The organism is Streptomyces sp. NPDC006711 (genome assembly GCF_042869775.1).
In the GTDB taxonomy this organism is placed as follows: Bacteria; Actinomycetota; Actinomycetes; order Streptomycetales; family Streptomycetaceae; genus Streptomyces.
The window spans coordinates 193,858-220,179 of record NZ_JBIAGO010000005.1; the positions used below are offsets into that span (position 1 = coordinate 193,858).

The window sequence follows — 26,322 nt, forward strand, 5'->3', positions numbered from 1 at the left end:
CACACCGCACCACCGGAAAGAGGCACTTTTCGTGCGTAAGAACACCAAGATCACCGCTGCCGCCCTCGCCACCGCCGCGCTCGCCGTCGGCCTCACCGCCTGCGGCTCCTCCTCCGACCCCAAGCCGGCCGGCAAGGCCGACGAGTCCAAGGCGCTGGTCGTCGCGGCGTCCCCGACCCCGCACGCCGACATCCTCAAGTTCGTCAAGGACAACTTGGCCGCCAAGGCCGGACTGAAGCTGGAGGTGAAGGAGTTCACCGACTACGTCCTGCCCAACACCGCCACCGAGCAGGGTCAGGTCGACGCCAACTTCTTCCAGCACAAGCCCTACCTGGACGACTTCAACAAGAAGAACGGCACCCACATCGTGCCCGTCGTCGACGTGGAGCTGGAACCGCTCGGCCTCTACTCGCACAAGGTCAAGTCGCTCAAGGACCTTGCCTCCGGCCAGACCGTCGCCGTCCCCAACGACACCACCAACGAGGGCCGCGCGCTCCAACTGCTCGCGTCCAACGGCCTGATCACCCTCAAGGACGGCGTCGGCTCCGGCGCCAAGCTCTCCGACATCAAGGACAGCAAGGGCCTGAAGTTCAAGGAGCTGGAGGCCGCCACGCTGCCGCGTGCTCTGAACGACGTGGACGCCGCCGTCATCAACGGCAACTACGCCATCGAGGCGAACCTCAAGCCCGCCAAGGACGCCCTCGCCCTGGAGAAGGCCGAAGGCAACCCCTACGCCAACTTCCTCGCCGTCAAGAAGGGCAACGAGAACGACCCGCGCATCCAGAAGCTCGCCAAGCTCCTGAACTCCGACGAGGTCAAGAAGTTCATCACCGACAAGTACGCGGGCTCCGTCGTCCCCGCGTTCGGCCCCGCCAAGTAGCCCTGCACGTATGGCAGGACGAAGGTCCCGGACACCGCGTCAGGTGTCCGGGACCTTCGTCGTCACCGCCACCCGGCCATGCGCGCCGAGGTCCCCATGCTGCATGCTGTGCCTTTACGGTCCTCACAGGTTGACGGGCCACGCGGCCCCGGGGCCGGCGCGGTCCCCAAGGCGGTCCACGGCATGGAGCGGCACATGACTACCCACCTTCCGGTGTTCCCGGACATCTCCATCAGCACGGACCGGCTGGTGCTGCGCCCCTTCGAGGACGCCGACGGCTCCGCGCTCATCGAGATGATGAACGACGAGCAGGTGGTCGCCTGGACCGCGGTGCCCCACCCCTACACCGCGCGCGACGCCGACGACTGGGTCCGCCACATCGCCCCGCGCGAGCGCTCCGAGGGCCGAGGAATCGTTCTGGCGGTCACCGAGTTCCTGACCCAGCGCCTGGTGGGCATCGTCCACCTCCAGCACACCAACTGGCGCACCCTGGCCACCGAGGTCGGCTATGTGGTGGCGCCCTGGGCGCGCGGCGAGGGCTACGCCACCGAGGCCGTGCTCGCCACGGCCCAATGGCTCTTCAGGGACCAGCGGTTCGAGCGCCTGGAACTGCGCACCGCCGCCGACAACACCGCCTCCCAGCAGGTCGCCCAGAAGATCGGCTGCGTCAGCGAGGGAGTCCTGCGCAACGCCTGGATAGCGCGTACGCAGACGGAGGACGGCGGCTGGACGGACATCCGCACCGACCTCATCGTCTGGAGCCTGCTCCCCGAAGACCTCGACGGCGTCGCCGACCAGCTCACGGAGGCCGGATACGCCTCCTATCCCGACTGGAACTGATCCGGGGCCGGCGGCCGCTTCCCTTTCCGGAGCTACCCTCAAGTCCGTACCCGGCGCACCCGCCGCCCGACCTGCCACCCCCTGGAGTCTGACGAAGATGGCCGACCGCGTCACGGTGATCGGCTGGGACGGCTCGCCCCTCACCCCCGCGGCCACCTCCGCCCTGACCGCCGCGACCCTGGTCGCCGGCGCCGCCCACCACCTCGCGCTCCCCGAAGTGCCCGCGGGCGCCGAACGCATCCGGCTCGGCAGCGTGAGCCTGGCCGCCCGGCGCATCGCGGGGCACCGGGGGAGCGCGGTCGTCCTCGCCGACGGCGACCCCGGGTTCTTCGGCGTCCTGCGCACCCTCAGGGACCCCGAGCACGGCCTTGAGGTCGAGGTCGTGCCGGCCGTCTCCGCCGTCGCCGGAGCCTTCGCCCGGGCCGGCATGCCCTGGGACGACGCCCGGATCGTCGTCGCCCACCCCCGCACCCTGCGCCGCGCCGTCAACGTCTGCCGCGCCCACCCCAAGGTCGCCGTCCTCACCTCGCCCGGCGCGGGACCCGCCGAACTCGCGCTGCTCCTCGAAGGCGTCCACCGCACCTTCGTCATCTGCGAGGAACTGGGCAGCGACCGCGAACAGGTCACCGTCCTCACCTCCGAGAGCGCCGCCGACCACGCCTGGCGCGACCCCAACGTCGTCATCGTCCTGGGCGGCGGCCCGGCGGGCGAAGGCGAGGGCTGGCTCGCGGGGCCCGCCCCCGGCTACCCCTCGGCGCCGCGCGGCTGGGCGCTGCCGGCCCGCGAGTACGACGCCGGGCTCGGCACCGGTGAGACCGCCGAGTTGCGCGCCGCCCAACTCGCCAGGCTCGGGCCCAGGGTCGGCGACCTCGTGTGGGACATCGGCTGCGGCAGCGGCGCCCTGTCGGTGGAAGCGGCGCGGTTCGGCGCCGCGGTGATAGCCGTCGACGAGGACGCGGGGGCCTGCTCGCGCGCCGAGTCCACCGCCCGCCGCTTCGGCGTGCAGCTCCAGGTGGTCAGGGGCCGGGCCCCGCACATCCTGGAGACGCTGCCCGAGCCCGACGTCGTACGGATCGGGGGCGGCGGGGCCGGCGTGGTGGAGGCGTGCGCCGACCGCAGGCCCGAGCGCATCGTCACGCATGCCTCGACACGGGACGAGGCGGAGGCCGTGGGAGCCGTTTTGAGCGCCGGCGGATACGACGTCGAGTGCGCGCTCCTCCAATCGGTCGACCTCGACCCGCGTGCCTGGTCGGAGCGCGAACGCTCGGTCGCGTTCCTGCTCTGCGGACGGCGAAAAGAAAGATCCCTGTGACGGTCGCGGCGCGTCGCAAAGGGTAGGCTGGCCGATCGTTGTACCGCACCCTGCCGTTCGCGGCGCCGCTCGCCAAGGGCCGGACAGGGGAACCGATTGAGGGACCCGTGGTCGGTACGGCACATCCGGGGGACGCGCAACGTGGCGCAGCCCACACGGTCCGTGGCCGGGACTGACCGCCACGGCGGCGAAGGCCCGCGACAATGCATGGTGTCGTTGACACCTGCGGGCCGTTCGCAACCGCGCGGCGCACACGTCCTGAGCGACGGGTGCCGCGAGCCGAGCGTGTGTGGTCCCGGGCGCAGGCCGAAGGAGCACTACAGATGGGCGAGGGGTACGCATGACTGACACCGGCCAGATCCCGGGCGAGGGACTGCCGGAGAACGCAGGCATGGTGGAACAGCCGGGCGTCCCCGCTCCCGGCGCCTACACCTTCCTCGACCCCTCCGACAACGCGGCGACCGCCATGGACGACGACGACCTGCTCCTGATGCCCGGCGCCCAAGGTGCCTGGATCGACCCGCAGTCGGCGGCCGCCGCTGCCCCTGTCGCCGCCCCGGCGGCGCCCGCTCCCGGCCCGTCACCGGAGCCCGGCGCGCACGAGACCGGCGGCCGCGACACGGGCTCGGTCGACCTCGGCGGCGCCCGCGCCGCGCAGGCGCCCGCGAACCCCGCTCCGCCACCGGCCCGTCGCCCCCTGCACCTCGGCCCCCAGGTGCCGGACACCTCCTCCGGCGTCGTACGCTCCCTCGCCGACCGGGGCCCGGCCGGCGCCCCCGCGAACCCGATGCCCGTCCGGACGCAGGCGCCGCCCACCGTCGGCCCCGAGTACTTGGACGTCCCGCGCGAGGAAGCCGCTCCGCAGCCCCCGGCGCCCCAGCCCGGGGACGGGCAGCCGGGGGGAGGTATGGCATGGACGCCTCAGCAGCGTTCCGCGCCGCAGACGTCACTCAACACGCCCGTGGCCCCTGCAGAAACGGTCGTCCCGGAGGGTGCCGAAGCGCACGCGGCGGTTCGGGCCGTACCGGCCCAGGCATCGCCGCAGGCGGCCCCGCACATGACGCAGCCCGCGCCCATGCTCCTGGTGGACCAGCTCGTGGCGCAGCAGGGCGGACAGCCGCGACAGGGCGGACAGCCGCAGCCGGTGGGCCAGTTCGTGCCCGTGGAGGGCTCGGTCCCGACCGGACCGCACCTCGCGCCCGAGCGCCTTGTGCCCGCGTCGGACGCGCCCGCGCCTGAGGTGCCCGCGTCGGACGCGCCCGCGCCCGAGGTGGCCGGCGCGCAGGAGGTGCCGCAGCCGGCACCCGAGGCCGTCGCCGTGGTCGCACAGCCGGAGCCGGCCGCCGAGGCCGCGCCCGTGGCTCCGGACGCCGCCGCGCCCGTGACGCCCGAACCGGCCGTGGTCGAGCCCGGCGCCGAGTCCGTCGCGACCGCCCCCGACGCGCCCGCCCCCGAGGCGTCGGCCGCCGCGCCGCAGGTTGCGCATGCGGGGGCCGCCGAGCAGACCCAGGCTCCGACCCCGGCCCCGCAGGCCGTTGCCGAATCCGCCGCGCCTGATGCGGTCGTGTCCGATGCGGTCGCGCCTGAGGCCACCGGGCCCGCATCCGTCGCGCCCGAATCCGTCGCGCCTGAGGCGGTCGCTCCCGAACCCGTCGTCGCCCAGCCCGTCGTGGCCGAGGCCGTCATGCCCGAGCCCGCCGCGCCCGAGGCAGCCGCGTCCGCGCCCGCCGCGCCCGACGCTGTCGTCGCGCCGCTGCCCACCGAGCCCCAGGTGGCCGGACCCCAGGCAGCCGAAGCTCATCAGACGGCCCAGCCGCTTCCCGCCGAGCCGGCCGTGGCCGAGCCCGTCGTCGAGCCGACCGTCGTCGAGCCGGCCCCGGCCCAGTCGGCGCCCGCCGCCGAACCCGTCGCACCCGCCGCCGAGCCCGCGCCGGTCGCGGTCGCGCCGGACCAGGCGCCCACGCATGTCGCCGTCCCCGTGCCGCAGATCGTGGCCGAGGAGCAGGTCCCGGGGCAGCCCGGCGTCCCCGAGGCGGCGGCCGCCGCCATCGTGCCCGAGCCCGCCCAAGCCTCCGAGCAGGTCCAGGCCCCCGAACCCGTGCAGGCCCCCGAGCCCGTCCTCGTACCGCGGCAGGACCAGGGCGCGGCCCAGCCCGCCGAACCGGTCCAGGAGGTCGCCCCTGCGGCGCCGGTGGCCGAGGCCGCTGCCGCGCCCGTGGCTCCCGAAGCGGCCGTCGCGCCGCAGCCGGTCGAGGCTCCGGAAGCGGTCGTGCCGGCCGCCGGGGAGGCGGAGGCGGAGACGCCCGAGCGGGCCGATGAGGGGGCCGAAGTCCTGGAGCAGGGGCCCGCCGCGCCCGGGTACGACGACGCCGAACGCGAGGCCGTCCTGCGCGTCATGCGTGAGCGCCGTGACATCCGCAACGGCTTCCGCTCCGACCCCATCCCGCACGAGGTGCTGCTGCGCGTCCTGGAGGCGGCCCACACCGCGCCCAGCGTCGGGCACTCCCAGCCCTGGGACTTCGTGGTGATCCGGTCCGCCGAGACCAGGCGCACCATGCACGAACTGGCCGAGCGCCAGCGCGAGGCCTACGCCAAGTCGCTGCCCAAGGGCCGGGCCAAGCAGTTCAAGGAACTGAAGATCGAGGCCATCCTCGAAACCCCGGTGAACATCGTGGTCACCGCGGACCCGACGCGTGGCGGCCGGCACACCCTGGGCCGCTACACGCAGCCGCAGATGGCCCCGTATTCCTCGGCGCTCGCCGTCGAGAACCTGTGGCTCGCCGCCCGCGCCGAAGGCCTCGGTGTCGGCTGGGTCTCCTTCTTCGACGAGCGCGAGATGGTCCGCGCCCTCGGCCTGCCCGAGCACCTGGAGGTCGTCGCCTACCTGTGCGTCGGCTACGTGGACGAGTTCCCGGACGAGCCCGAGCTGATGCAGGCCGGCTGGTCCAAGCGCCGCCCGCTGTCGTGGGTCGTGCACGAGGAGACGTACGGCCGGCGCGCGCTGCCCGGCGAGGACCCGCACGACCTCCTTCAGGAGACCATCGCCGGGATCCGCCCGCTCGACGCCAAGGCGCTCGGCGAGGCCTGGGAGCGGCAGAAGCGGATGACCAAGCCGGCGGGCGCCCTCGGCATGCTGGAGATCATCTCCGCGCAGCTGTCCGGGCTTTCGCGCAAGTGCCCGCCGCCGATCCCCGAGCCGGCCGCCGTCGCGATCTTCGCCGGTGACCACGGGGTGCACGCGCAGGGCGTCACCCCCTGGCCCCAGGAAGTCACCGGCCAGATGGTCGCCAACTTCCTCGGCGGCGGCGCCGTCTGCAACGCCTTCGCCGGCCAGGTGGGCGCCGAGGTCTGCGTGATCGACGTGGGCGTGGCCAGTGAACTCCCGGCCACTCCCGGCCTGTTGCCCCGCAAGGTGCGCCCGGGTACGGGCGACATGACGGCCGGGCCCGCCATGACCCGCGAGGAGGCGATCGCCGCCATCGAGGTCGGCATCGAGACCGCCCGCGACCTGGTGGCGGCCGGCAACAAGGCGCTCCTGACCGGTGAGATGGGCATCGCCAACACCACCGTGTCCGCCGCCCTCATCTCGCTCTACACGGGCGTCGACCCGGTGGAGGTGACCGGACGCGGTACCGGCATCAACGACGAGACGCACGCCCGCAAGGTCGATGTCGTACGCCGTGCCCTGGAACTGCACCGGCCCGACCCGGCCGACCCGATCGGCGTCCTCGCCGCGATCGGTGGTCTGGAGCACGCGGCCCTGGTCGGTTTCCTGCTCGGTGGCGCGTCGCTGCGTACGCCGGTGATCCTCGACGGCGTCAGCACGGGAGCGGCCGCCCTGGTCGCCCGCGCGATCGCCCCCGAGGTGCTGTCCGCCTGCATCGCCGGACACCGCAGCGCCGAGCCCGGGCATGTGGCCGCCCTCAACAAGCTGGGCCTTCGCCCGCTGGTCGACCTGGACCTGCGCCTCGGTGAGGGCACCGGCGCGCTGCTCGCCCTGCCCCTGGTGCAGAGCGCGGCCCGCGCCATGCACGAGGTCGCCACGTTCGACTCGGCGGGCGTCACCGAGAAGTAGTACGTACGCGTCGGCGGGGGCCGGGGCCGGCGACCCCGGCCCCCGCCGACGCCGCACCCGCCCCTTAGGCTGTCGGCGGGGGCGCGTACCCCTCCCACCAGCCGCTTCACCGCCGCAGCGGCCCATCGCACGCCAGCCCGCCCGAGGAGCACCGCCACCATGGTCGAACACCCCGCGTACCCGGTGGGCCTTCGCCTCACCGGCCGCCGCGTCGTCGTCGTCGGCGGCGGCCAGGTCGCCCAGCGCCGTCTGCCGGCCCTCGTCGCCGCCGGGGCGGACGTCACCCTGATCTCCCCGAGCGCCACCCCCTCCGTCGAGGCGATGGCCGACGCGGGCGAGATCCGCTGGGAGCGCCGCCGCTTCCAGGACGGCGACCTCGCGGACGCCTGGTACGCGCTCGTCGCCACCGCCGACACTGCCTCCAACGAGCGGATCTCCGCCGAGGCCGAGCGCTTCCGCGTCTGGTGCGTACGCTCCGACGACGCGAGCGCCGCCACCGCCTGGACCCCGGCCACCGGCCGCTCCGAGGGCGTGACGGTCGCCGTCCTCACCACCGACACCCCCGACCCGCGCCGCTCGGCCGCGATCCGTGACGCGGTCGTCGAGGGCCTGCGCGACGGCACGCTGGTCGCCCCGCAGCAGCGCACCCGCACCCCGGGCGTCGCCCTGGTCGGCGGCGGCCCCGGCGACCCGGACCTCATCACCGTGCGCGGCCGCAGGCTGCTGGCCGAGGCCGACGTGGTCATCGCCGACCGGCTCGGGCCGCGCGACCTGCTCGACGAACTGCCGCCGCACGTCGAGGTCATCGACGCGGCGAAGATCCCCTACGGCCGCTTCATGGCCCAGGAGGCCATCAACAACGCGCTGATCGAGCACGCGAAGGCCGGCAAGGCCGTCGTGCGGCTCAAGGGCGGCGACCCGTACGTCTTCGGGCGCGGCATGGAAGAGCTCCAGGCGCTGGCCGACGAGGGCATCACCTGCACCGTGGTGCCCGGCATCTCCAGCTCCATCTCGGTGCCGAGCGCGGCCGGCATTCCCGTCACGCACCGGGGTGTCGCGCACGAGTTCACCGTGGTCAGTGGCCATGTGGCCCCGGACGACGAGCGCTCGCTCGTCGACTGGAAGTCGCTGGCCCAGCTGCGCGGCACCCTGGTGATCCTCATGGGCGTCGACAAGATCGGCGCGATCGCGCGGGCGCTCATCGCGCACGGCAAGAGCCCCGAGACCCCCGTCGCGCTCGTCCAGGAAGGCACCACCGCCGCCCAGCGCCGCGTGGACGCCACTTTGGGAAGCGTGGGCGAGGTCGCCAGGGCCGAGGAGGTCAAGCCTCCGGCCGTCATCGTCGTCGGCGAGGTCGTCAGGGTGAACGCGCGCCCCTGACCCCCGCGAACGCCCGCCGCCCGCTCACCCTCGGTGACGCGGCCCCCGCCCCTCAGTGACGGAGCCGCGTTCCAGCCGTTGGCACCTCACTCAGGACAAGGCAGTATCACCCTGTGGCCGATCTCATCACCGTCGACGACCCCGACGATCCCCGTCTGCGCGATTACACGGGCCTGACCGACGTGGAACTGCGGCGCCGCCGCGAACCCGCGGAAGGCCTCTTCATCGCCGAGGGCGAGAAGGTCATCAGACGGGCCAAGGACGCCGGGTACGAGATGCGCTCGATGCTGCTCTCGGCCAAGTGGGTCGACGTGATGCGGGACGTCATCGACGAACTGCCCGCGCCCGTCTACGCGGTGAGCCCCGACCTCGCCGAACGCGTCACCGGCTACCACGTGCACCGGGGGGCGCTGGCCTCGATGCAGCGCAAGCCGCTGCCCGCCGCCGAGGAACTGCTGACCACCGCGCGCCGCGTGGTGGTCATGGAAGCCGTCAACGACCACACGAACATCGGCGCGATCTTCCGGAGCGCCGCCGCCCTCGGCATGGACGCGGTGCTGCTCTCGCCGGACTGCGCCGACCCGCTGTACCGGCGGTCGGTGAAGGTGTCGATGGGCGCGGTCTTCTCGGTCCCCTACGCCCGGCTCGACTCCTGGCCCAAGGGGTTGGAGACGGTCCGCGCGGCCGGCTGCAAGCTGCTCGCGCTCACCCCGGCCGAGCAGGCCTCCAGCATCGACGATGCCGCGCCGCACACGCTCGACAAGGTGGCCCTCATGCTGGGCGCGGAGGGCGAGGGGCTGTCCCGTCAGGCGCTGGTCGCCGCCGACGAATGGGTACGCATCCCGATGGCCCACGGCGTCGACTCGCTCAACGTGGGCGCGGCGGCGGCCGTCGCCTTCTACGCGGTGGCCACCGGCAGGCCGACGGCCTGACCGCGCCGGACTCCGGCGCTCAACTCCGGGCCGCCGGGTCCTTTCGCAGTCCCGCGAGGAGCAGCGCGACCAGGCGGCGCGCGTCATAGCGCGGGTCGTCCTCGGCGCCCGCGCACAGGTTTCCGATGCCCCGCATGAGCTGATAGGCCTCGAGGTCGGAGCGTATCTCCCCGGACTCGGCGGCGGCGTCCAGGAGCCCGGCGCAGACCGGCAGGAGCCGGTCGAGGAAATAGGTGTGCAGCGGCTCGAAGCCGCTGGTGTCGGCCCGCAGCGCCCCGGCGAGGCCGTGTTTGGTGACCAGGAAGTCGACGAACTGGTCCACCCACTGTTCCAGGGCGGCCCGGGGTGAGGGCGCCGCCGTCAGCAGGGCGGGGCCCGCCTCGGCGCAGGCGTCCACCTGATGGCGGTAGACCGCGACGACGAGGTCCGCCCGGGTGGGGAAGTGGCGGTAGATGGTGCCCACGCCGACCCCCGCCTCGGCGGCGATGTCCCGGACCGGCGCCTCCACGCCCGATTCGACGAAGACCGCGGCCGCGGCCTCCAGCAGCGTCTGCTGATTGCGCCGGGCGTCCTTGCGCCGGGACCCGGCCGAGCCCGCCGTCCCCTTGCCGCTGTCGCTCACGCGGCACTCCCTTCCCTTTTTCCGCACCGCCGGGCGGTGTTCGGCGATCACCTCTCGCGATCACCCGGATTCACCCTTGTAAAACGGAACACGGTTCCGTATCGTAAACGGAACAAGGTTCCGCTTCACTCATGATGGCAGACCGGACCCCGGCCCGCCATCGCCGTCAAGGGAAGGCACCTCCATGTCCGACTCCATCACCCTCGCCGCGCGCAACGTGCGGGGCGTCCCCGCCGCGGTGGTCTCCGCGAAGCCGGTCGTCCTGCCCGCCCCGGGCCGCGGCGAGGACCTTCAGGTCCGCGTGTCCGCCCCCGCGACCGGCGGCGATCTGCCCGTCGTCGTCCTCTCGCACGGCTCCGGCTCCTCGATGAACGGCTACGGCCCGCTGGCCGACCACTGGGCCGCGCACGGCTTCGTGGTCGTGCAACCCACCCACCTCGACTCCCGCACCCTCGCCCTACCCGCCGACGATCCCCGCACGCCGGGCATCTGGCGCGTGCGCGTCGCGGACCTGGTGCGCGTGCTGGACGAACTGGCCGTCCTGGAAGCGGCGATACCGGGCCTGGCCGGCCGCGTCGATCGCGCCCGGGTCGCCGTGGCGGGGCACTCCTGGGGGGCCCAGAGCGCGAGCATGCTGCTGGGCGCGCGCGTCCTCGGCCCGGACGGTGCGCCCGGAGAGGACATGTCCGATCCCCGCGTGACGGCGGGCGTGCTGCTCGCCGCGCCGGGCCTCGGCGACGAGCTGACCCCGTTCGCGCGGGAGCACCTTCCCTTCATGACGCCGTCCTTCGCCGCCATGACGCCGCCCACGCTCGTCGTCGCCGGGGACAACGACCACTCCCGGCTGACCACGCGCGGGCCGGACTGGTTCACCGACCCCTACACCCACAGCCCGGCCCCCAAGAGCCTGCTCACCCTGGCCGGCGGGGAGCATTCGCTGGGCGGCGTCGCCGGATACGAGGCCGGCGAGACGACGGATGAGAACCCGACACGTGTCGCCCTGCTCCAGCGCCTCACCACGGCGTTCCTGCACAGCGCCCTCCACCCGGGCGACACCTCCTGGAAGGCGGTGATGAGCGAACTCGAGGCGGACCCCGACCCCTTGGCCACGCTGCGGACCAAGTAGCGGCAGCCACCCGGGGCGCGTGAGCACCGAGAGGTCTGCCCGCCTTGAGAACTGCTCAGAACTGCTTGACCGCCGCGATGCCCAACAGCACGATCAAGGTCACCAGCACGAACACGGTGAGCCGCTGCCGCAGCAGCCGCGGGTTGGCGGGCCGCAGCCCCCCGCCCGACGTGCGCGCCCCGGGCCGCGTCCCGGGACGCCCCCCGGGGCGGGACGCACCCCCGCGCGGCCCACCCGGACGCGAACCACCGGTGCGCGACGAGGAGCCGCCGGTACGCGAAGAGGAGCCACCGGTACGAGGCGCCGAGCCGCCCGTGCGCGGCGCGGAACCGCCCGTACGGGATGACGAGCCGCCCGTACGGGACGCGGAGCCGCCCGTGCGCGCCCCGGGCCGGGACGCGGGGGAAGGGATGTCACGGCCGGCCTCGGTGTAGCGCTGGGTGCGCTCGTCGATCCGTCCGGTGGGCCGCTCCACCTCGGCACGGTCGCGCTGCACCGGGGGACGCACGTCCGCGCCCGGTGCGTGCGAGCCGCCCTGCGCCTCCCGTGCGGCGATCTCCTTGAGCCGCATGGACAGCTGCAAGGTGCTCGGCCGCTCCTCGGGGTCCTTGGCCAGACACGCCTGGACCAAGGGGGCCAGCGCGTCGGGCACACCGCGCAGCTGCGCCTCCTCGTGGACCACGCGGTAGAGCATCACCTCGGAACTGCCGTGTCCGAACGGCGAGTCACCCATCGCGGCGTACGCCAGGGTCGCGCCGAGCGAGAAGACATCGGTGGCCGGCGTGACCGCGGCGCCGCGCACCTGCTCGGGGGCGAGGAAGCCGGGGGAGCCCACGGCCGTGCCGACATGGGTCAGCGTCGAGGCGCCGGTGGCCCACGCGATGCCGAAGTCGATGATCCTCGGTCCCTTGGGGGACAGCAGGATGTTGGACGGCTTGAGGTCGCGGTGGACGACCCCGGCCTCGTGCACCGCGACCAGGCCCTCGGACAGGGCGGCGCCGATTGCCGCGGTGTCGGCGGCCGTCAACGGGCCCTCCTCGGCGACCTTGTCGTGCAGCGAGGGTCCCGGGACGTACTGGGTGGCGAACCAGGGGCGCTCCGCCTCCAGGTCGGCGGCAACCAGCCGGGCCGTGCACCCGCCACGGATCCGGCGCGCCGCCGAGACCTCGCGGGCGAACCGCGACCTGAACTCCTGGTCCTCGGCGAGGTCGGGCCGGATCACCTTCAGCGCCACCCGCTGCCCGCGCCGGTCCGAACCGAGGTACACCACCCCCATGCCGCCGGCGCCGAGACGCCGGTGGAGCCTGAACGAGCCGACGACACGCGGGTCCTCGCGCCGGAGCCGCATCATCGCCATTTTCATCCCCGCTGCCAGTCCTGTTGACGTGGCACAGCTTACGTACCCGTCGCCCGGTGTGCTCATAGGCCGCGCCCTCACGGCCCGACCGATTGTCAGTGCCCGGTGGGAAACTTGAAGAGTGGTCAGCGAGCCGTGGATCCCTGGCGGCTGGCCCGTGCGAGATCTCAACGGTCCGTCGCAGAAGGGGGTTTGGGGCCATGAAGGGTGACCGCGTGGAGATAGTGGTGGACGCCGGAGACACGACGCGCACCTATGAAGTGGTGGCGAGCAGGGCGGGGCGCAGGGTCGAGACGGCGGTCCGTCGCGGTGTGGTCGAAGTGAGCGAAGTCACCCGCAGCGGCACGGTCGTGCGCACCGCCCGCTTCATGGCGACGCGGGTGCTCGCCCTGGTCGAGCAGCCCGTCCCCAGGGAGGACGCGGGGGAGCGGGAGAGCCGCCCGGGGCCCCGTCCCCTCCGGGAAGACCCCAAGAGGCAGGAGGCCCGTCTCCACCCAGGGGAGTAGGCACGGGGGTGACGGCTCATCCCCTGGGAGGCCAGTCAAGCGGTACGAGGGCATGACGTGCGGCGCCGCGCGCCTGCCTACTGTGGGAGTCAAGCGGCGGGTGGCGCACTCGTCCCCCGAGGCCAGACACCCGCCGCTGCCAAGCACGACGCTTGGCAGCGGCAACGAAGAACACCTTGAACCGGACAGGAGAGGACCATGGCGCACACGGTGACGCGGCCAGTCGTCCGCGCGCGGGGACGCGCGGCGCACGGCATCGCGTTCGGCGCCCGTCGTTCCGGCCCGCGCCACCCCCTGGTGGCGACGGCCATGGTCCTTCCCCTGGCGGCCCTGCTCGTAGTCGTCTTCGGCGGCTGGGACGCGGTGGTCACACAAGCGTCGTCCGTGGGCGTGATGCTGGGGCGCTGAGCGGCGCCCCGGACCCGGTAGAGCGGACCGGGTCGGGACATCCGGCCATATCAGCCCCGTGGGGACGGGGGTGCGGCGGACGGCAGTAGAAGGCGTGGCCCGATCGGCTGGGGAGCCGATCGGGCCACGCCTTTTCCTCGCCGTTCCCATGGCTCGTTCTGCGGCACGTCCCACGGCTCGTTCGCGACTCGGTCCCCGACTCGGCGCTCCCGCAAGGGTGTTGAGCTGCCAAGCCGACGGCCCGAACGACGAAACCCCCGGCCTTCGAGAAGGCCGGGGGTCCCGGGTGGTGCGCGATACTGGGATTGAACCAGTGACCTCTTCCGTGTCAGGGAAGCGCTCTCCCGCTGAGCTAATCGCGCGGGAACGGCCCCAAACCTTACCGGGCCGGTTACTTCGTGTTACTGCGTGCGCGATACTGGGATTGAACCAGTGACCTCTTCCGTGTCAGGGAAGCGCTCTCCCGCTGAGCTAATCGCGCGGGAACGGCCCCAAACCCTACGGGACCGGTTACTTCGTGTTACTGCGTGCGCGATACTGGGATTGAACCAGTGACCTCTTCCGTGTCAGGGAAGCGCTCTCCCGCTGAGCTAATCGCGCCTGGAGGTGGAGACGGGATTTGAACCCGTGTAGACGGCTTTGCAGGCCGTTGCCTCGCCTCTCGGCCACTCCACCAGGAGTGCATATGAGGGTCGGGAAGATCCCCCACATCGAGCGGACGACGAGATTCGAACTCGCGACCCTCACCTTGGCAAGGTGATGCTCTACCAACTGAGCCACGTCCGCTTGTCGTTTCCGTTCCGCTTGCGCGTCCCGGCGACGTGTTGAACTCTAGCGGATTCCCGGGCCAGTACAAAAACGCGTTTGTGCAGCGTGCTGCGGTGCGTCCGGTCCGTGCCCCCGCCAGGGACGACGCCCGGCGTTCGCCTCCACGTCACCCAGGGGCACCCCACCCGCACCCGCTCTAGACTCACCAGCGTGCACGCACTCACTCCGCTGGCCCGTTTCGGCCGCCTCGTCGCCACTGACCTGCGTGATGTCACCAGTGACCCCGCGGCCCTCGACTCCGCGGGTTTCTGGGCCGTCTCGGCCGACTTCGAGGGACGGCTCGTCTGCGCCCGGTTCGCGGACGTCCGCACCCTGCCCGTCCCCGAGCCCGTACCGGGCGCCTGGCGCGGGCCCGCCGCCGAGGACTGGACGACCTCCCTCGACCGCGCCGCCTACCTGGCGGGCGTACGCCGCATCCGCGAGCACATCGCGGCCGGCGACGTCTACCAGGTGAATCTCTGCCGGGTACTGAGCGCCCCGCTGCCCGAGCCGGCGACGGCCGACGTGGACGCGCTCACCGCGCTGCTTGCCCGGGGCAACCCCGCCTCGTACGCGGGAACGATCCGTCTGCCCGCCCACGGGGTCGAGATCGCCACCGCCTCACCCGAACTCTTCCTGCGCCGCGCCGGGCGGACCGTGGAGTCCGGACCCATCAAGGGGACCGCGCGCACCGAGGCGGACCTGCTGGAGAAGGACCACGCCGAGAACGTGATGATCGTGGACCTCGTCCGCAACGACCTGGGGCGCGTCTGCGCCACCGGCACGGTGAGCGTGCCCGAGCTGTGCGCGGTCCAGGAGTACCCGGGCCTCGTCCACCTCGTCTCCACCGTGCGCGGCGAGCTGCGCGAGGGGGCCGGCTGGCCGGAGCTGCTTGCCGCCGCCTTCCCGCCGGGCTCGGTCACCGGGGCACCGAAGACCAGCGCGACGCGGATCATCGAGGCGCTGGAGACCGAACCCCGTGGCCCCTACTGCGGCGGCATCGGCTGGGTCGACGCCGACCGGGGCACCGCGGAGATCGCCGTGGGTATACGCACGTTCTGGCTCGACCGGCCGCACGGAATGCTGCGGTTCGGCGCGGGGGCGGGCATCACCTGGGGCTCCGACCCCGAGGGGGAGTGGCGCGAGACCGAGCTGAAGGCCTCCAGGCTGCTCGCGATAGCGTCGGGCGACCGGGCCCACGACGGGCACAGGGGAAGGACCGCGTAAATGCAGATCTGGGTCAACGGCGCCCTGCGTGACGCCGGCGCAGCGCAGGTGTCGGTGCTCGACCACGGGCTCACCGTGGGCGACGGCGTCTTCGAGACGGTGAAGGCCACCGGCGGGAGGCTCTTCGCGCTCACCCGCCATCTGGACCGGCTGACGCGCTCGGCCCGCGGCCTCGGCCTGCCCGACCCCGACCTCGACGAGGTGCGGCGGGCCTGCGCGGCCGTTCTTGACGCCAACCCCATGCCGCTGGGCCGGCTGCGGATCACCTACACCGGCGGCATCTCACCGCTCGGCTCCGACCGGGGCGACGACCGGCCGAGCCTGGTCGTCGCGCTCGGCGAGACCGCGCGCCGCCCCGACACGACCGCCGTGGTCACGGTGCCCTGGACCCGCAACGAGCACAGTGCGGTGGCGGGCCTGAAGACCACCTCGTACGCGGAGAACGTCGTCGCCCTCGCCAGGGCGCACGCGGCCGGGGCGTCGGAGGCCCTGTTCGCGAACACCGCGGGCCGGCTGTGCGAAGGCACCGGCTCCAATGTGTTCGTGGTCGTCGAAGGCCGCCTGCACACCCCGCCGCTCGCCTCCGGCTGCCTCGGCGGGATCACCCGCGCGCTGACCGTGGAGTGGACCGGCGCGTACGAGAGCGAGCTGGACCTGGACGTCCTGGAGCGCGCCGAGGAGATCTTCCTGACCTCCACCCTGCGCGACGTCCAGGCCGTGCACCGGGTCGACGGGCGGGTTCTGGGCACGGCGCCCGGTCCGGTCACGGCGAAGGCCATGCGGATCTTCGAGGAGCGGGCCGGATCGGATCTGGACCCGTAAACCCCGTGACGGGGGGCGCCGGGGCAGGTACAACGGCCTTGATGACCACCACCATTCGGCCGACCGGGCCGCTCCAGCAGGGTGCCGACGGCGCCAAGTCACGTACCTACGACGTGTGTGTGAACAGCCGGCACGTCGGACGGATCCAGATCGCCACCGACCCGCGGTTCGGGCCCGCCGTGGGCCGGATCGAAGGACTGCGGATCGAGGAGGCCGACCGGGGGCGCGGCCGGGGCACCGTCGCCGCGCTCGCCGCCGAGGAGGTGCTGCGCGGCTGGGGCAGCGGCGAGGTCCGTGTCACCGTCCCGGCGGAGGCCGATGCGGCGCTCAGGATGGCGGGCGCCCTCGGCTACGTGGAGCGCAGCCGCACCATGGTCAAGCAACTCCCGCCCGTACCGCCGGAGTTGCCCGCCGGGACCACCGGCAGGCCCATGACCGCCGAGGAGTACGCGAGCTGGCGCGCGAAGGCGGTGGAGGGCTACGCGCGGGACTGGATCGAGCGGGGCACGGACGAGGCGCGGGCCCGGGCGATGTCCGAGCGCGAGCACGGTGAGCTGCTGCCCGGGGGAGCCGCGACCGAGGGGGCGCATCTGATGGTCCTCGAGGAGCGGGGCAGGGCGGTCGGCAGCCTCTGGGTGGCCCGGGCGCCCGCGTCCGCGCCGACCGAGGAACGCGAGGAACGCGAGGAACGCGAGGAACCCGGGGGAGGCGGCTACATCTACGACGTCCTGGTCGCCGACGAGCACCGGGGGCGCGCTCACGGGCGCTCGCTGATGCTGCTGGCGGAGCGGGTGGCGCTGGCCGACGGTATGAACACGATCGGGCTGCACGTCTACGCCGACAACACCCCGGCGGCGCGCCTGTACGACTCCCTCGGCTACCGCGCCACCCGCCACCACCTCGTCAAACGGCTGCTCTGAGCTAGGGGGTGTCTGGTGGACCATGGCCGGGGGCGCGGCGTCTGGCACGGCACCTCGCGGCGTTGCCGAATCGCCCCGATAGCTCCGCTATCGAGACGCTCCGGCGCCTTGCGATGCACCGCACCAGACGCCGCGCCCTGACCGACCCTGATCCACCAGACACCCCCTAGCGGGCGAGCAGGCGGTCCACGATCTCCTCGATGCGCTCGCGCAGCCCTTCCTGGCTCGTGCCGCCGTCCAGACGCTCCTCGCCGATGACGTACGTCGGTGTGCCCGTCACCCCGATCGCCTTGCCCTCGGCCTGGTCGGCGTCGACGATCAGCATGTGCCGCCCGTCGATGAGGGCGGTCTCGAACTCGTCGGTGTCCAGGCCGAGTTCGCCCGCCGTCTCCACCAGCGTGCGCTCGCCCCGGGTGGCCAGGCGCTCGGTGCGCGCGAGCACGGCCTCCACGTACGGCCAGCCCTGCCCCTGCTCGAAGGCCTCCTCGGCGGCCTGGGCGGCGGCGAAGGCGTGCTGGTGCTTGTCCAGCGGGAAGTGCCGCAGCCGGATGTCGAGGCGGTCGCCGTAGCGGGCGCGCAGGGCGCGGATGTCGTCCAGGGCGGTGTGGCAGTCGGGGCACTGCAACTCGCACCACACATCGAGGACAAGGGGGCCAGGGGTGCCAGGGGCGTCGGCGGGGCCGGTGGTGCTGGAGGGGGCGGTGTCGCTCATGGGTCCAGTCTCCCAGCAACCGGCACCTGGGGAGGATCTGGCCCCGGAGATGTCCCTGAGGTCGAGGCCGGGCGTGGCCCGCGGACCACGTTCCGGTGCAGGATGGAAGGAGCGTCACCACTCATTTCGCCCCACCGCTGATTTCGCCCCACCGTTCGTTTCGCCCCGCCGCTCCCGCCTGGAGGAACCGGATGCTTGCCGAGACCGTCTGCTCCGCCGTTTCCGCGGCCGGCCTGGGCATCGCCGCCATCACGGCGTACCGCAGGCGCTTTCTGGCGGCCACGCGCGTCGCCGCCTACTCGCTGGTCCCTGTGGGCCTGGTCATGACGGGCGTCGTGCAGTGGGTGTCCGGCATCGTCTTCAAGCCCAGCGTCTGGATCGGCTTCGGCCTGCTCGGGGCCGCGTGGCTGCTGTTCCTGGCGACCCGCGCCGTGGAGCGGCGCGGCGGTGGCACCCGCAAGGAGCGCAAGGCGGCGGCGGCCGCCCGGCGTGAGGCGGTGGCGCCGGAGGCGTCGGCCCCCTCGCTCGGCGCGGGCCGCGCGCCGGCTCAGCCGGCCGCCCGGCCCCAGGGCAAGCCGGCGGCGAACGAGGACTTCAGCGACATCGAGGCCATCTTGAAGAAGCACGGCATCTGAGGCGGCCCGGCCGCCGCGCGCGCCTAGGTGCGCCGGCCCGTGCGGCTGTTTTCGTACGCGCCGCAAGATCGGGTGAACTCCCGCTGAATATGGCCACGTTGGTATATCCATGCGGCGCGGCTGGGTCATCATCACCCCGAGATGCTGGACACTTCCCAGGGCCCCGTCCCTGCACCCACCGACGAGCCGAGCGCCCCCGACCCCCAGGCGCGGGGCTGCCTCTTCGCGCTCTCCCAGCCGCCCCTGATGATCTTCCTGGGGGTGATCGGCGCCCTGTTGCTCATGGCGGCCGTACACGATCTGTTCCTGCTCTGAGGCCCGCCGCCGGGACGGCTCAGCCGGCGGCTTCCTTGCGCCGGGCCCGGTAGGCGGCCACGTGCAGCCGGTTCCCGCAGGTACGGCTCGAACAGTAGCGGCGGGAGCGGTTGCGCGAGAGGTCCACGAAGGCCCGCCCGCAGTCCGGCGCCTCACACCGGCGCAGACGCTCCTGCTCCCCGGTGACGACGATGAAGGCGAGCGCCATGCCGCCGTCGGCCGCCAGGTGGTCGGCGACCGAGGCGCCCGGCGCGAAGTAGTGCACGTGCCAGTCGTAGCCGTCGTGGTCGGTCAGCTGCGGGGTGGTGCCGGCGGCCGCGACGAGCTGGTTGACCAGCGCGGCCGCGCTGCGGGCGTCGGGCGCGGCGAAGATCTCGGCGAACCGGGCGCGCACCTGCTTGACGCCCAGGAGGTCACCGGGGGAGAGCCGTTCCACGCCGCTGACGCTGTGGTCCTTGACGAAGGCGTGCAGCGCGTCGACGTCCGCGAGACGGTCCCTGGCCTCGCTCTCCGGTGCGGTGTTCACCAGATCGACCACCATGTCGAGCGCGATCCGGGTGTCGTGAGGGATCAGCACGATTCGCTCCCTGGCCTGCGGCGGGCGGCGCCCGTCGGATGCTGGCCGACTCTAGCGGCTCGTGCCGGACGCGCACCGGCGCCGTCCCCCACGACGGCTTCGTGGGGGACGGCGCCGGTGGCTGCCGCTCCGTGGTTGTCCGCGCGGCGCCGTCGCCCCGAGTCGGACGGCGCCGTGCGGCTCTCTGCCTGGCCTCAGTTGTTCTCGGCCAGGATGTGCGAGAGTTCCGTGTCGAGATCGAAGTGACGGTGCTCGGTGCCGGGCGGCACCGCGGCGTCGGTCCGCTTGAGGAACGACTCCAGGGCCCGCGCGGGGGCTTCGAGCAGGGCTTCTCCTTCCGGCGAGCTCAAGGCGATACAGACGACGCCCTGGCCGTGACTGCGCGACGGCCAGACTCTGACGTCGCCGGTTCCGGTGGGCCGGTGCAGGCCCTCCGCGAGGAGGTCGCGAGCGAAGACCCACTCGACGGTTTCCTCGGCTCCGGTGTGGAAGGTGGCGTGCACGGCATAGGGATCGGCCGTGTCATACCGCAGGCCCGCGGGTACAGGCAGTGAGGACTCGCTCGACACAACGAGGCGCAGGTGCAGCTCGCAGCTGACCGTGGTGTTCATAAGCGCCAGGGCCTTTCGCTCAGTGTGCGCTCGGGGATTCGCACGTCGGCGAAATCGACATGCCACCTACGGTGCCGTTGTAAACCCCTCTGACCGTTTTGAAGGGGTTCACGTAGCTCGTACGGCGGAGTATTACTTTGGGTTATACGCCCATTTCGGTGAACCCGTTTCGAGACACCCGTCCGGTACGTTGGGGCGCATGGATACGGGGAGTGACGAGCAGGGCACCACGGCACTCGGGTCGCGGGCGCCCGCGTTCATCAGGGCGTCGAGGCCGCTGCGCCTGAGCTGGCAGGTCGGCGTTTTCGTGGTGGGTCTCGCGGTCGTGGCCGGGGGCGTGGTCATGCTGCCGCTGCCGGGCCCCGGCTGGCTGGTGATCTTCGGCGGCATGGCGATCTGGGCGACCGAATTCGTCTGGGCCCAGCTCGTGCTGCGCTGGACCAAGCGGAAGGTCGCCGAGGCGACGCGCAAGGCGCTCGACCCCAAGGTGCGGCGGCGCAACATCACCGTGACCACGGCCGGCCTGGTGATCGCCGCCGCGCTCGCGGGCGTCTACGTGGGGAAGTTCGGCATGGTGGCGCCATGGAAGATCAACAACTGACGGCGCGTGGTCAAAGACCCCGCTGACATGCGGTAATGTTGGCGCTGCGCCCGGGCGATTAGCTCAGTGGGAGAGCGCTTCGTTCACACCGAAGAGGTCACTGGTTCGAACCCAGTATCGCCCACCCGGACCGAAGGCCCCGGAGATCGTCACGATCTCCGGGGCCTTCGGCGTTCCCGCCCCGGGGGCGCCCGGCCGCCGCCTCGCCGCCCCGCGCACACTGGCCGCATGAACTGGAGCCATTACCGCTTCCGCAGCGTCTGGGACCTGCCGGCCGCCCCTGGCGCCGTCTACGCCGTCCTGGAGCGCCACGAGGAGTACCCCCACTGGTGGCCCGAGGTCCGCGAGATGGTCCCGCTCGACGAGCGCACCGCCACCGCCCGGTTCCGCGCGCTCATCCCATACGAGCTGGTCGTCACCGCGCGCGAGACCCGGCGCGATCCGGTGGCGCTGGTCCTGGAGGCCGCACTCAGCGGCGACCTCGAAGGCATGGCGCGCTGGACGCTGAGCGCGCACGGCGCCGGTACGCGCGTCGTCTACGAGCAGGACGTCGAGGTCGTCCGGCCGCTCCTGCGCCGCCTCGCCGTGCCGGGCCGCCCGCTGTTCCGGGCCAACCACGCCCTGATGATGCGCTCCGGTCGCCGTCGCCTTCGCCGGCGTCTGGGCGCGGTTTGAAAGCGGGGCCACAAGGCCTGTATGGTTCAGTCCGTTCCCGGGCGATTAGCTCAGTGGGAGAGCGCTTCGTTCACACCGAAGAGGTCACTGGTTCGAACCCAGTATCGCCCACCGGGAAAGGCCGGTCCGTCCCCGACGGACCGGCCTTTTTGCTGCCCGCCTCCACCGCCGGCCCGCCAACGCTCAGGCGGCCGCCGGGAGTTCGGGCCGCAACGGCCACGCGGTGTCCACCAGCTCCGGGGTGCCCTGCTTGCTGAACCAGGCCTGAAGGCCCCGCGCCTGGGCCGCGTGCCAGGTCGCCTGGAGCGCGTGCAGCTCGGTGGGCGTCAGCCGTTCCAGCCGGCCCGCGAACCTGCGCCCGAGGGCCCGTACGACCTCCAGGGCGGCCAGCGCGTCGGCGGCCGCGTCGTGCGCGCCCTCCAGCGTCACGCCGTAGTGCTCGCACAGATCGGTCAGGGTGCGCCGGCCCTTGCGGTAGCGGTCCAGATGCTTGTCCAGGACCCGGGGATCCAGCACCCGCAGCGGATTGCGGCCCAGGTAGTGGCCGAGGGAGGCCGCGCGATGGCGGCGCAACTCCCGGTCGAGCAGCGTCAGATCGAACGGCGCGTTCATGATGACCAGCGGGCGCCCCGCCGCGCACTGCTCGGCCAGCGCCTTGGCGACCTCCTCCATCACCGGCGCCGGCCAGCGCCCGTTCAGCCGCAGGTGCTCGTCGGTCAGACCGTGCACGGCGGTCGCGCCCGCCGGGACGGGTATGCCCGGGTTGATCAGCCAGCGCGTCACCCGAGGCCGCCCGCCCGGGCCGTCCTGCACGACCAGCGCGGCCGACACCATGCGGTCCCCTTCGACGTCCACCCCGGTCGTCTCCGTGTCGAACGCCGCCAGGGGACCCTCGTACCAGCACGTCATGTCTACTCAACTCCTCGCGCACTCCTGGCAGATGGCGTGCTTCCCCTGCCCGATTGCGTGATACCCGTGCTGTTTGCGTCATACGCCGTTTGCGGGCCGTGGACTGCGGAGACAACACAGATGACGGTCCAAGGTGTTGACGGACCGTCATGAGAAATGGTTCGGCACCGCCCGGAAGGCATACGGCAGCCATGGCGCTCGCGCAGCCCGATCCGGCCGCGCCCGGCCACGGTCTGCTGTCGGGGCGGATCGCACCGCTGCGCGGCTCACTCGCCACCACCGCCTGCATGGAGACCCTTCAGGTGGGCTACCTGCACGCGGTGGCGGCCGCAGCGGGGTGCTCGCTGTCCCAGCCCTTCCCCGACAACGGGATCGACTGGCACGTGAGCCACAGCGCCGCAGGCCATGTCGTCGACGACGAAGTGACGATCAAGGTGCAGCTCAAGTGCACCTACCAGATCCCGCCGCACCCGCCGGGCGGGGTCTTCTCCTTCACGCTGGACAACGACCACCTGGTGAAGCTGGCCCGCACACCCGTGTCGGTCCACAAGATCCTGGTCGTGATGCTGGCGCCGAGGAGCCGGGACGAGTGGCTGCGCGCGGGCCACGACCGCCTGGCCCTGCGCCACTGCTGCTACTGGATCAACCTGGCCGGACACCCGGTGACCGGCCGGCGCAGGACCACGGTGCGGATACCGACCTCGCGGATCTTCGACGACCGCGCGCTCTGCGAGATCATGACGCGGGTCGGAGCGGGAGGGAGACCCTGATGCGCCGGCCCGACGAAGAACCCGGCTCGATCCCGCCGGTCCCCGGCCCGGTCGACCCGGCCGTCCTCGGCGCGCTGCTGCGCCGGCACGGCTGGCACCGGCGCGGCGGAGCCCCGGGGCGCTACGCGCGCTGGACGCCGCCGGGCGCGGCCGGCCCGGGCACCAGCCTGCTGGTCCCCGAGAGCCGTGCCTACCCCGACAGCGACGACCTGATCGGCGAAGCCCTGACCGCGCTCGCGCGCAGCGCCGCGCCCTCGGCACGCGACGTGCTCGTCTCGCTCGCCGTGCCGAGCGACGAGGTGCGCTGGTGGCGCGAGGTGCCCGAGGGACCGGCCGGCACCGCTTCCTGGGCCGAGCAGGAACACCTGCGCGGCGCGGCCCACCGGATGCTGCTCGCGGGAGCCCTGGCCGCGCGCGGGCCCGCCGGCCACCACGGGGCGCGCCACCGCCGCCAGGCCCTTGCCTGCCTCGACGGCGTCCTGGTGGAACCCGCGCGGGGCGGCGGGCTCACCGCGTTCGTGCCCGCGGCCACCGCGCGAGCGGCCGTGGTCCAGCTGTACGCGGCGCTGAACGCGGTCCGCGACGCGGTGGACTACCAGCGCACCACCGGCGGCATGGAGGCCTTCGACGCCGCCGTGAACGCGGGCGTCAGCAGGGAGCTGACCGAGTCCCTTGTCGCCCTGGTGCGGGGCAGCGAGGGAGCGCGCGTGGCCCTGGCCTGGGCACCCGCAGCGGGAGTCCCCGAAGGCTGCGCGGCCCGGCCCGAACCCGTCGACTTCTCACCCGGCGACCTGCCCGCCCTGCGCGCCGCCGGCGCCCGCTACCTGGGCGGCGAACCGTCGGTGCCGGTGCGCGTCACCGGCGCGGTGGTGCGCCTGCGCCGGCCTGAGCCGCGCGGTCCGGGGTTCGTACGGCTGCGGGTGCTGGCCGGGGCCGAGGTCGCGCACGTGCGCGTGGAGCTGGACGAGGAGGCGTACCGCATCGCCGGGCACGCGCACCTGGTCGGGCTGCCGATCCGGGTCGTGGGGCAGCTGGAGAGCCGGGACGGGTTCCGGCGGATCCGCGGCGCCCATGACGTGGCGCCGGTCCCGGTGGACGACGCCGAGCGGGACCGGCTGATGAAGTCGCTCCAGGAGAACGTCGACTTCTTCGAGGAGGCCTGCGGCACGGAAGCGGGACCCGCTCCCCGGTGAGCGCCGCGATATCCATTTCGCGACGTACCCCACCGGCTCGGTAGGATCGTCCCGCGTACGCGAGAAGCGCTGCGCGCCCCCTACGGCAGGAGAAGTCCGGTGTCAGACGTCCGTGTGATCATCCAACGCGATTCCGAGCGGGAAGAGCGCGTGGTGACGACGGGCACTACGGCGGCCGAGCTCTTCGCCGGTGAGCGCACCATCGTCGCGGCCCGCGTGGCCGGCGAGCTGAAGGACCTCGCGTACGAGGTGAAGGACGGCGAGGAGGTCGAGCCCGTCGAGATCTCCTCCGAGGACGGCCTCAACATCCTGCGCCACTCCACCGCGCACGTCATGGCCCAGGCCGTGCAGGAGCTGCACCCGGAGGCGAAGCTCGGCATCGGCCCGCCGGTCCGGGACGGCTTCTACTACGACTTCGACGTCGAGAAGCCCTTCACTCCCGAGGACCTGAAGGCCATCGAGAAGAAGATGCAGGAGATCCAGAAGCGCGGCCAGCGCTTCTCGCGCCGCGTCGTCAGCGACGAGGCGGCCCGCGCGGAGCTGGCCGACGAGCCGTACAAGCTGGAGCTCATCGGCATCAAGGGCTCGGCGTCCACGGACGACGGCGCCGACGTCGAGGTGGGCGGCAGCGAGCTGACCATTTACGACAACCTCGACGCCAAGACCGGCGAGCTGTGCTGGAAGGACCTCTGCCGCGGTCCGCACCTGCCGACCACCCGCGCCATCCCCGCGTTCAAGCTGATGCGCAACGCCGCCGCCTACTGGCGAGGCAGCGAGAAGAACCCGATGCTCCAGCGCATCTACGGCACCGCGTGGCCGACCAAGGAAGAGCTCAAGGCGCACCTGGAGTTCCTTGCCGAGGCCGAGAAGCGCGACCACCGCAAGCTCGGCGCCGAGCTCGACCTGTTCTCCATCCCCGAGGAGCTGGGCTCGGGTCTCGCGGTCTTCCACCCCAAGGGCGGCATCGTCCGGCGGGAGATGGAGGCGTACTCGCGCCAGAAGCACGAGGCTGCCGACTACGAGTTCGTGAACACCCCGCACATCTCCAAGGAAGAGCTCTTCGTCACCTCGGGCCACCTGCCGCACTATGGCGAGGGCATGTTCCCGCCGGTGGAGTTCGACGGGCAGAACTACCGCCTCAAGGCGATGAACTGCCCCATGCACAACCTGATCTTCAAGGCGCGCGGCCGCTCCTACCGTGAACTGCCGCTGCGGCTCTTCGAGTTCGGCACGGTCTACCGCTACGAGAAGTCCGGCGTGGTGCACGGCCTGACCCGCGCGCGGGGCTTCACGCAGGACGACTCGCACATCTACTGCACCAAGGAGCAGATGCCGCAGGAGCTCGACTCGCTCCTGACCTTCGTGCTCGACCTGCTGCGCGACTACGGCCTGGACGACTTCGAGCTCGAACTGTCCACCCGTGACCCGGAGTCCGACAAGTTCATCGGCACCGACGAGGCCTGGGAGGAGGCCACCGAGGCGCTGCGTCTGGCGGCCGAGAAGCAGAACCTCCCGCTGGTTCCCGACCCGGGCGGCGCCGCGTTCTACGGCCCGAAGATCTCGGTGCAGGCCAAGGACGCGATCGGGCGGTCCTGGCAGATGTCGACCATCCAGGTCGACTTCAACCAGCCCGAGCGCTTCGGCCTCGAGTACACCTCGTCCGACGGCACCAAGCAGCGTCCGGTCATGATCCACCGCGCGCTGTTCGGCTCCATCGAGCGCTTCTTCGCGGTGCTCCTGGAGCACTACGCGGGCGCGTTCCCGGCGTGGCTCGCCCCCGTCCAGGCGGTCGGCATCCCGATCGGTGACGCGCACGTGGAGTACCTTCAGGACTTCGCCCGCCAGGCCAAGGCCCAGGGGCTGCGGGTCGAGGTCGACGCCTCGTCGGACCGCATGCAGAAGAAGATCCGCAACGCGCAGAAGCAGAAGGTCCCGTTCATGATCATCGCGGGTGACGAGGACATGGCGGCGGGCGCCGTCTCCTTCCGCTACCGCGACGGTTCGCAGGAGAACGGCATCCCGGTGGCCGAGGCCATCGCGAAGATCGAGAAGGTCGTGGCGGAGCGGACCCAGGTCTGAGCCCCGCCCCACGCCGGGCCCCCGGGAAGCG

General features: G+C 72.6%; 25 protein-coding genes and 7 tRNA genes. 21 read left to right on the forward strand and 11 right to left on the reverse strand.

The window, feature by feature from the left end:
* Nucleotides 1-31 precede the first annotated feature (31 nt).
* The 6 genes from ACFYM2_RS13650 to ACFYM2_RS13675 all read left to right on the forward strand — a co-directional run bounded on the left by ACFYM2_RS13650 (nucleotide 32) and on the right by ACFYM2_RS13675 (nucleotide 9,419).
* Nucleotides 32-880 carry a MetQ/NlpA family ABC transporter substrate-binding protein gene (locus ACFYM2_RS13650; protein ID WP_388836035.1) on the forward strand — a complete coding sequence of 283 codons (849 nt, stop codon included), beginning with the start codon at nucleotides 32-34 and terminating at the stop codon, nucleotides 878-880.
* A 183-nt stretch (nucleotides 881-1,063) separates the two neighbouring features.
* Entirely contained in the window at nucleotides 1,064-1,720 is a 657-nt protein-coding gene (locus ACFYM2_RS13655; RefSeq protein WP_359004124.1) for a GNAT family N-acetyltransferase, read from the forward strand.
* 97 nt (nucleotides 1,721-1,817) lie between these two features.
* Nucleotides 1,818-3,032, forward strand: coding sequence for a precorrin-6y C5,15-methyltransferase (decarboxylating) subunit CbiE (gene cbiE, locus ACFYM2_RS13660; protein WP_388836038.1), 1,215 nt, complete (start codon nucleotides 1,818-1,820; stop codon nucleotides 3,030-3,032).
* A gap of 340 nt (nucleotides 3,033-3,372) precedes the next feature.
* A complete protein-coding gene (gene cobT / locus ACFYM2_RS13665; protein WP_388836041.1) occupies nucleotides 3,373-7,107 on the forward strand; it encodes a nicotinate-nucleotide--dimethylbenzimidazole phosphoribosyltransferase in 3,735 nt (1,244 codons plus the stop codon).
* A gap of 159 nt (nucleotides 7,108-7,266) precedes the next feature.
* Nucleotides 7,267-8,487 (forward strand): uroporphyrinogen-III C-methyltransferase, encoded by a 1,221-nt coding sequence (cobA, locus tag ACFYM2_RS13670; protein ID WP_350229374.1) that lies wholly within the window; start codon nucleotides 7,267-7,269, stop codon nucleotides 8,485-8,487.
* Nucleotides 8,488-8,600: 113 nt separating this feature from the next.
* Complete coding sequence (locus tag ACFYM2_RS13675) at nucleotides 8,601-9,419, forward strand: RNA methyltransferase (RefSeq protein WP_359004115.1); 819 nt, start codon at nucleotides 8,601-8,603, stop codon at nucleotides 9,417-9,419.
* A 19-nt stretch (nucleotides 9,420-9,438) separates the two neighbouring features.
* On the opposite strand, the gene ACFYM2_RS13680 is transcribed toward ACFYM2_RS13675, so the two are convergent.
* Nucleotides 9,439-10,041: a TetR/AcrR family transcriptional regulator gene (locus tag ACFYM2_RS13680; protein WP_359004112.1), complete on the reverse strand. Its 603-nt coding sequence runs from the start codon at nucleotides 10,039-10,041 to the stop codon at nucleotides 9,439-9,441.
* Nucleotides 10,042-10,225: 184 nt separating this feature from the next.
* Between ACFYM2_RS13680 and ACFYM2_RS13685 the strand changes: the two genes are divergently transcribed.
* Nucleotides 10,226-11,167, forward strand: a complete 942-nt coding sequence (locus tag ACFYM2_RS13685; protein ID WP_388836044.1) for an alpha/beta hydrolase family protein — start codon at nucleotides 10,226-10,228, stop codon at nucleotides 11,165-11,167.
* 55 nt (nucleotides 11,168-11,222) lie between these two features.
* Here the strand turns inward: ACFYM2_RS13685 and ACFYM2_RS13690 are convergent, their stop codons facing one another.
* Nucleotides 11,223-12,530 carry a serine/threonine-protein kinase gene (locus tag ACFYM2_RS13690; RefSeq protein ID WP_388836046.1) on the reverse strand — a complete coding sequence of 436 codons (1,308 nt, stop codon included), beginning with the start codon at nucleotides 12,528-12,530 and terminating at the stop codon, nucleotides 11,223-11,225.
* Nucleotides 12,531-12,724: 194 nt separating this feature from the next.
* On the opposite strand from ACFYM2_RS13690, the gene ACFYM2_RS13695 reads away from it, so the two are divergent.
* Both ACFYM2_RS13695 and ACFYM2_RS13700 read left to right on the forward strand, forming a co-directional pair.
* Complete coding sequence (locus ACFYM2_RS13695; RefSeq protein WP_359004103.1) at nucleotides 12,725-13,030, forward strand: hypothetical protein; 306 nt, start codon at nucleotides 12,725-12,727, stop codon at nucleotides 13,028-13,030.
* Between the two features lie 198 nt (nucleotides 13,031-13,228).
* Nucleotides 13,229-13,438 (forward strand): hypothetical protein, encoded by a 210-nt coding sequence (locus tag ACFYM2_RS13700; RefSeq protein ID WP_350229368.1) that lies wholly within the window; start codon nucleotides 13,229-13,231, stop codon nucleotides 13,436-13,438.
* Nucleotides 13,439-13,725: 287 nt separating this feature from the next.
* Here ACFYM2_RS13700 and ACFYM2_RS13705 read toward each other — a convergent pair.
* The 5 genes from ACFYM2_RS13705 to ACFYM2_RS13725 form a co-directional block, all read right to left on the reverse strand.
* Nucleotides 13,726-13,800: transfer RNA gene (locus ACFYM2_RS13705), tRNA-Val, on the reverse strand.
* A 47-nt stretch (nucleotides 13,801-13,847) separates the two neighbouring features.
* Nucleotides 13,848-13,919, reverse strand: a tRNA-Val gene (locus ACFYM2_RS13710).
* A 47-nt stretch (nucleotides 13,920-13,966) separates the two neighbouring features.
* Nucleotides 13,967-14,038, reverse strand: a tRNA-Val gene (locus ACFYM2_RS13715).
* 1 nt (nucleotide 14,039) lies between these two features.
* A tRNA-Cys gene (locus ACFYM2_RS13720) sits at nucleotides 14,040-14,113 on the reverse strand.
* Between the two features lie 38 nt (nucleotides 14,114-14,151).
* Nucleotides 14,152-14,224: transfer RNA gene (locus ACFYM2_RS13725), tRNA-Gly, on the reverse strand.
* A gap of 192 nt (nucleotides 14,225-14,416) precedes the next feature.
* On the opposite strand from ACFYM2_RS13725, the gene ACFYM2_RS13730 reads away from it, so the two are divergent.
* The 3 genes from ACFYM2_RS13730 to ACFYM2_RS13740 are packed head-to-tail and all read left to right on the forward strand — an operon-like array spanning nucleotide 14,417 to nucleotide 17,214.
* Nucleotides 14,417-15,472: a chorismate-binding protein gene (locus ACFYM2_RS13730; protein WP_388836049.1), complete on the forward strand. Its 1,056-nt coding sequence runs from the start codon at nucleotides 14,417-14,419 to the stop codon at nucleotides 15,470-15,472.
* Nucleotides 15,473-16,294, forward strand: a complete 822-nt coding sequence (locus ACFYM2_RS13735) for an aminodeoxychorismate lyase (protein WP_359004097.1) — start codon at nucleotides 15,473-15,475, stop codon at nucleotides 16,292-16,294. It begins immediately after the preceding gene.
* A 41-nt stretch (nucleotides 16,295-16,335) separates the two neighbouring features.
* Entirely contained in the window at nucleotides 16,336-17,214 is an 879-nt protein-coding gene (locus tag ACFYM2_RS13740) for a GNAT family N-acetyltransferase (RefSeq protein WP_388836052.1), read from the forward strand.
* A gap of 166 nt (nucleotides 17,215-17,380) precedes the next feature.
* Here the strand turns inward: ACFYM2_RS13740 and ACFYM2_RS13745 are convergent, their stop codons facing one another.
* The gene (locus ACFYM2_RS13745; protein WP_388836054.1) at nucleotides 17,381-17,926 is read right to left on the reverse strand and encodes a DsbA family protein; all 546 of its coding nucleotides are present in this window, start codon (nucleotides 17,924-17,926) and stop codon (nucleotides 17,381-17,383) included.
* A gap of 191 nt (nucleotides 17,927-18,117) precedes the next feature.
* Between ACFYM2_RS13745 and ACFYM2_RS13750 the strand changes: the two genes are divergently transcribed.
* Nucleotides 18,118-18,561 carry a hypothetical protein gene (locus ACFYM2_RS13750; protein WP_388836057.1) on the forward strand — a complete coding sequence of 148 codons (444 nt, stop codon included), beginning with the start codon at nucleotides 18,118-18,120 and terminating at the stop codon, nucleotides 18,559-18,561.
* 141 nt (nucleotides 18,562-18,702) lie between these two features.
* Nucleotides 18,703-18,876, forward strand: a complete 174-nt coding sequence (locus ACFYM2_RS13755; RefSeq protein WP_350229362.1) for a hypothetical protein — start codon at nucleotides 18,703-18,705, stop codon at nucleotides 18,874-18,876.
* A gap of 19 nt (nucleotides 18,877-18,895) precedes the next feature.
* Here the strand turns inward: ACFYM2_RS13755 and ACFYM2_RS13760 are convergent, their stop codons facing one another.
* Nucleotides 18,896-19,453 (reverse strand): CGNR zinc finger domain-containing protein, encoded by a 558-nt coding sequence (locus ACFYM2_RS13760; RefSeq protein WP_388836060.1) that lies wholly within the window; start codon nucleotides 19,451-19,453, stop codon nucleotides 18,896-18,898.
* Nucleotides 19,454-19,647: 194 nt separating this feature from the next.
* Complete coding sequence (locus ACFYM2_RS13765) at nucleotides 19,648-20,064, reverse strand: SsgA family sporulation/cell division regulator (protein ID WP_053723613.1); 417 nt, start codon at nucleotides 20,062-20,064, stop codon at nucleotides 19,648-19,650.
* A gap of 199 nt (nucleotides 20,065-20,263) precedes the next feature.
* Here ACFYM2_RS13765 and ACFYM2_RS13770 point away from each other — a divergent pair, with 199 nt between their 5' ends.
* From ACFYM2_RS13770 to ACFYM2_RS13785, 4 genes are all read left to right on the forward strand, one after another.
* Nucleotides 20,264-20,665: a TIGR02611 family protein gene (locus ACFYM2_RS13770; protein ID WP_388836063.1), complete on the forward strand. Its 402-nt coding sequence runs from the start codon at nucleotides 20,264-20,266 to the stop codon at nucleotides 20,663-20,665.
* A gap of 52 nt (nucleotides 20,666-20,717) precedes the next feature.
* Nucleotides 20,718-20,789 (forward strand) — tRNA-Val (locus ACFYM2_RS13775).
* A gap of 104 nt (nucleotides 20,790-20,893) precedes the next feature.
* Nucleotides 20,894-21,340, forward strand: a complete 447-nt coding sequence (locus ACFYM2_RS13780) for an SRPBCC family protein (protein ID WP_388836067.1) — start codon at nucleotides 20,894-20,896, stop codon at nucleotides 21,338-21,340.
* A gap of 39 nt (nucleotides 21,341-21,379) precedes the next feature.
* A tRNA-Val gene (locus ACFYM2_RS13785) sits at nucleotides 21,380-21,451 on the forward strand.
* A gap of 72 nt (nucleotides 21,452-21,523) precedes the next feature.
* Here the strand turns inward: ACFYM2_RS13785 and ACFYM2_RS13790 are convergent.
* Nucleotides 21,524-22,249 carry a 3'-5' exonuclease gene (locus tag ACFYM2_RS13790; protein ID WP_350229358.1) on the reverse strand — a complete coding sequence of 242 codons (726 nt, stop codon included), beginning with the start codon at nucleotides 22,247-22,249 and terminating at the stop codon, nucleotides 21,524-21,526.
* A 191-nt stretch (nucleotides 22,250-22,440) separates the two neighbouring features.
* On the opposite strand from ACFYM2_RS13790, the gene ACFYM2_RS13795 reads away from it, so the two are divergent.
* From ACFYM2_RS13795 to thrS, 3 genes are all read left to right on the forward strand, one after another.
* A complete protein-coding gene (locus ACFYM2_RS13795; RefSeq protein WP_350229357.1) occupies nucleotides 22,441-23,019 on the forward strand; it encodes a DUF4365 domain-containing protein in 579 nt (192 codons plus the stop codon).
* Complete coding sequence (locus tag ACFYM2_RS13800) at nucleotides 23,019-24,212, forward strand: hypothetical protein (protein ID WP_358996480.1); 1,194 nt, start codon at nucleotides 23,019-23,021, stop codon at nucleotides 24,210-24,212. The genes ACFYM2_RS13795 and ACFYM2_RS13800 overlap by 1 nt, the downstream gene beginning before the upstream one ends.
* A 99-nt stretch (nucleotides 24,213-24,311) precedes the next feature.
* Complete coding sequence (gene thrS / locus ACFYM2_RS13805; protein ID WP_388836070.1) at nucleotides 24,312-26,291, forward strand: threonine--tRNA ligase; 1,980 nt, start codon at nucleotides 24,312-24,314, stop codon at nucleotides 26,289-26,291.
* The last annotated feature ends 31 nt before the right edge of the window (nucleotides 26,292-26,322 follow it).

Coding starts and splice junctions, on each gene's coding strand:
- ACFYM2_RS13655 (WP_359004124.1), top strand. CDS start 1,064: ATGGAGCGGCACATGACTACCCACCTTCCGGTGTTCCCGGACATCTCC.
- cbiE (WP_388836038.1), top strand. CDS start 1,818: ATGGCCGACCGCGTCACGGTGATCGGCTGGGACGGCTCGCCCCTCACC.
- cobT (WP_388836041.1), top strand. CDS start 3,373: ATGACTGACACCGGCCAGATCCCGGGCGAGGGACTGCCGGAGAACGCA.
- cobA (WP_350229374.1), top strand. CDS start 7,267: ATGGTCGAACACCCCGCGTACCCGGTGGGCCTTCGCCTCACCGGCCGC.
- ACFYM2_RS13685 (WP_388836044.1), top strand. CDS start 10,226: ATGTCCGACTCCATCACCCTCGCCGCGCGCAACGTGCGGGGCGTCCCC.
- ACFYM2_RS13690 (WP_388836046.1), bottom strand. CDS start 12,530: ATGAAAATGGCGATGATGCGGCTCCGGCGCGAGGACCCGCGTGTCGTC.
- ACFYM2_RS13695 (WP_359004103.1), top strand. CDS start 12,725: ATGAAGGGTGACCGCGTGGAGATAGTGGTGGACGCCGGAGACACGACG.
- ACFYM2_RS13700 (WP_350229368.1), top strand. CDS start 13,229: ATGGCGCACACGGTGACGCGGCCAGTCGTCCGCGCGCGGGGACGCGCG.
- ACFYM2_RS13735 (WP_359004097.1), top strand. CDS start 15,473: ATGCAGATCTGGGTCAACGGCGCCCTGCGTGACGCCGGCGCAGCGCAG.
- ACFYM2_RS13740 (WP_388836052.1), top strand. CDS start 16,336: ATGACCACCACCATTCGGCCGACCGGGCCGCTCCAGCAGGGTGCCGAC.
- ACFYM2_RS13745 (WP_388836054.1), bottom strand. CDS start 17,926: ATGAGCGACACCGCCCCCTCCAGCACCACCGGCCCCGCCGACGCCCCT.
- ACFYM2_RS13750 (WP_388836057.1), top strand. CDS start 18,118: ATGCTTGCCGAGACCGTCTGCTCCGCCGTTTCCGCGGCCGGCCTGGGC.
- ACFYM2_RS13755 (WP_350229362.1), top strand. CDS start 18,703: ATGCTGGACACTTCCCAGGGCCCCGTCCCTGCACCCACCGACGAGCCG.
- ACFYM2_RS13765 (WP_053723613.1), bottom strand. CDS start 20,064: ATGAACACCACGGTCAGCTGCGAGCTGCACCTGCGCCTCGTTGTGTCG.
- ACFYM2_RS13770 (WP_388836063.1), top strand. CDS start 20,264: ATGGATACGGGGAGTGACGAGCAGGGCACCACGGCACTCGGGTCGCGG.
- ACFYM2_RS13780 (WP_388836067.1), top strand. CDS start 20,894: ATGAACTGGAGCCATTACCGCTTCCGCAGCGTCTGGGACCTGCCGGCC.
- ACFYM2_RS13790 (WP_350229358.1), bottom strand. CDS start 22,249: ATGACGTGCTGGTACGAGGGTCCCCTGGCGGCGTTCGACACGGAGACG.
- ACFYM2_RS13795 (WP_350229357.1), top strand. CDS start 22,441: ATGGCGCTCGCGCAGCCCGATCCGGCCGCGCCCGGCCACGGTCTGCTG.
- ACFYM2_RS13800 (WP_358996480.1), top strand. CDS start 23,019: ATGCGCCGGCCCGACGAAGAACCCGGCTCGATCCCGCCGGTCCCCGGC.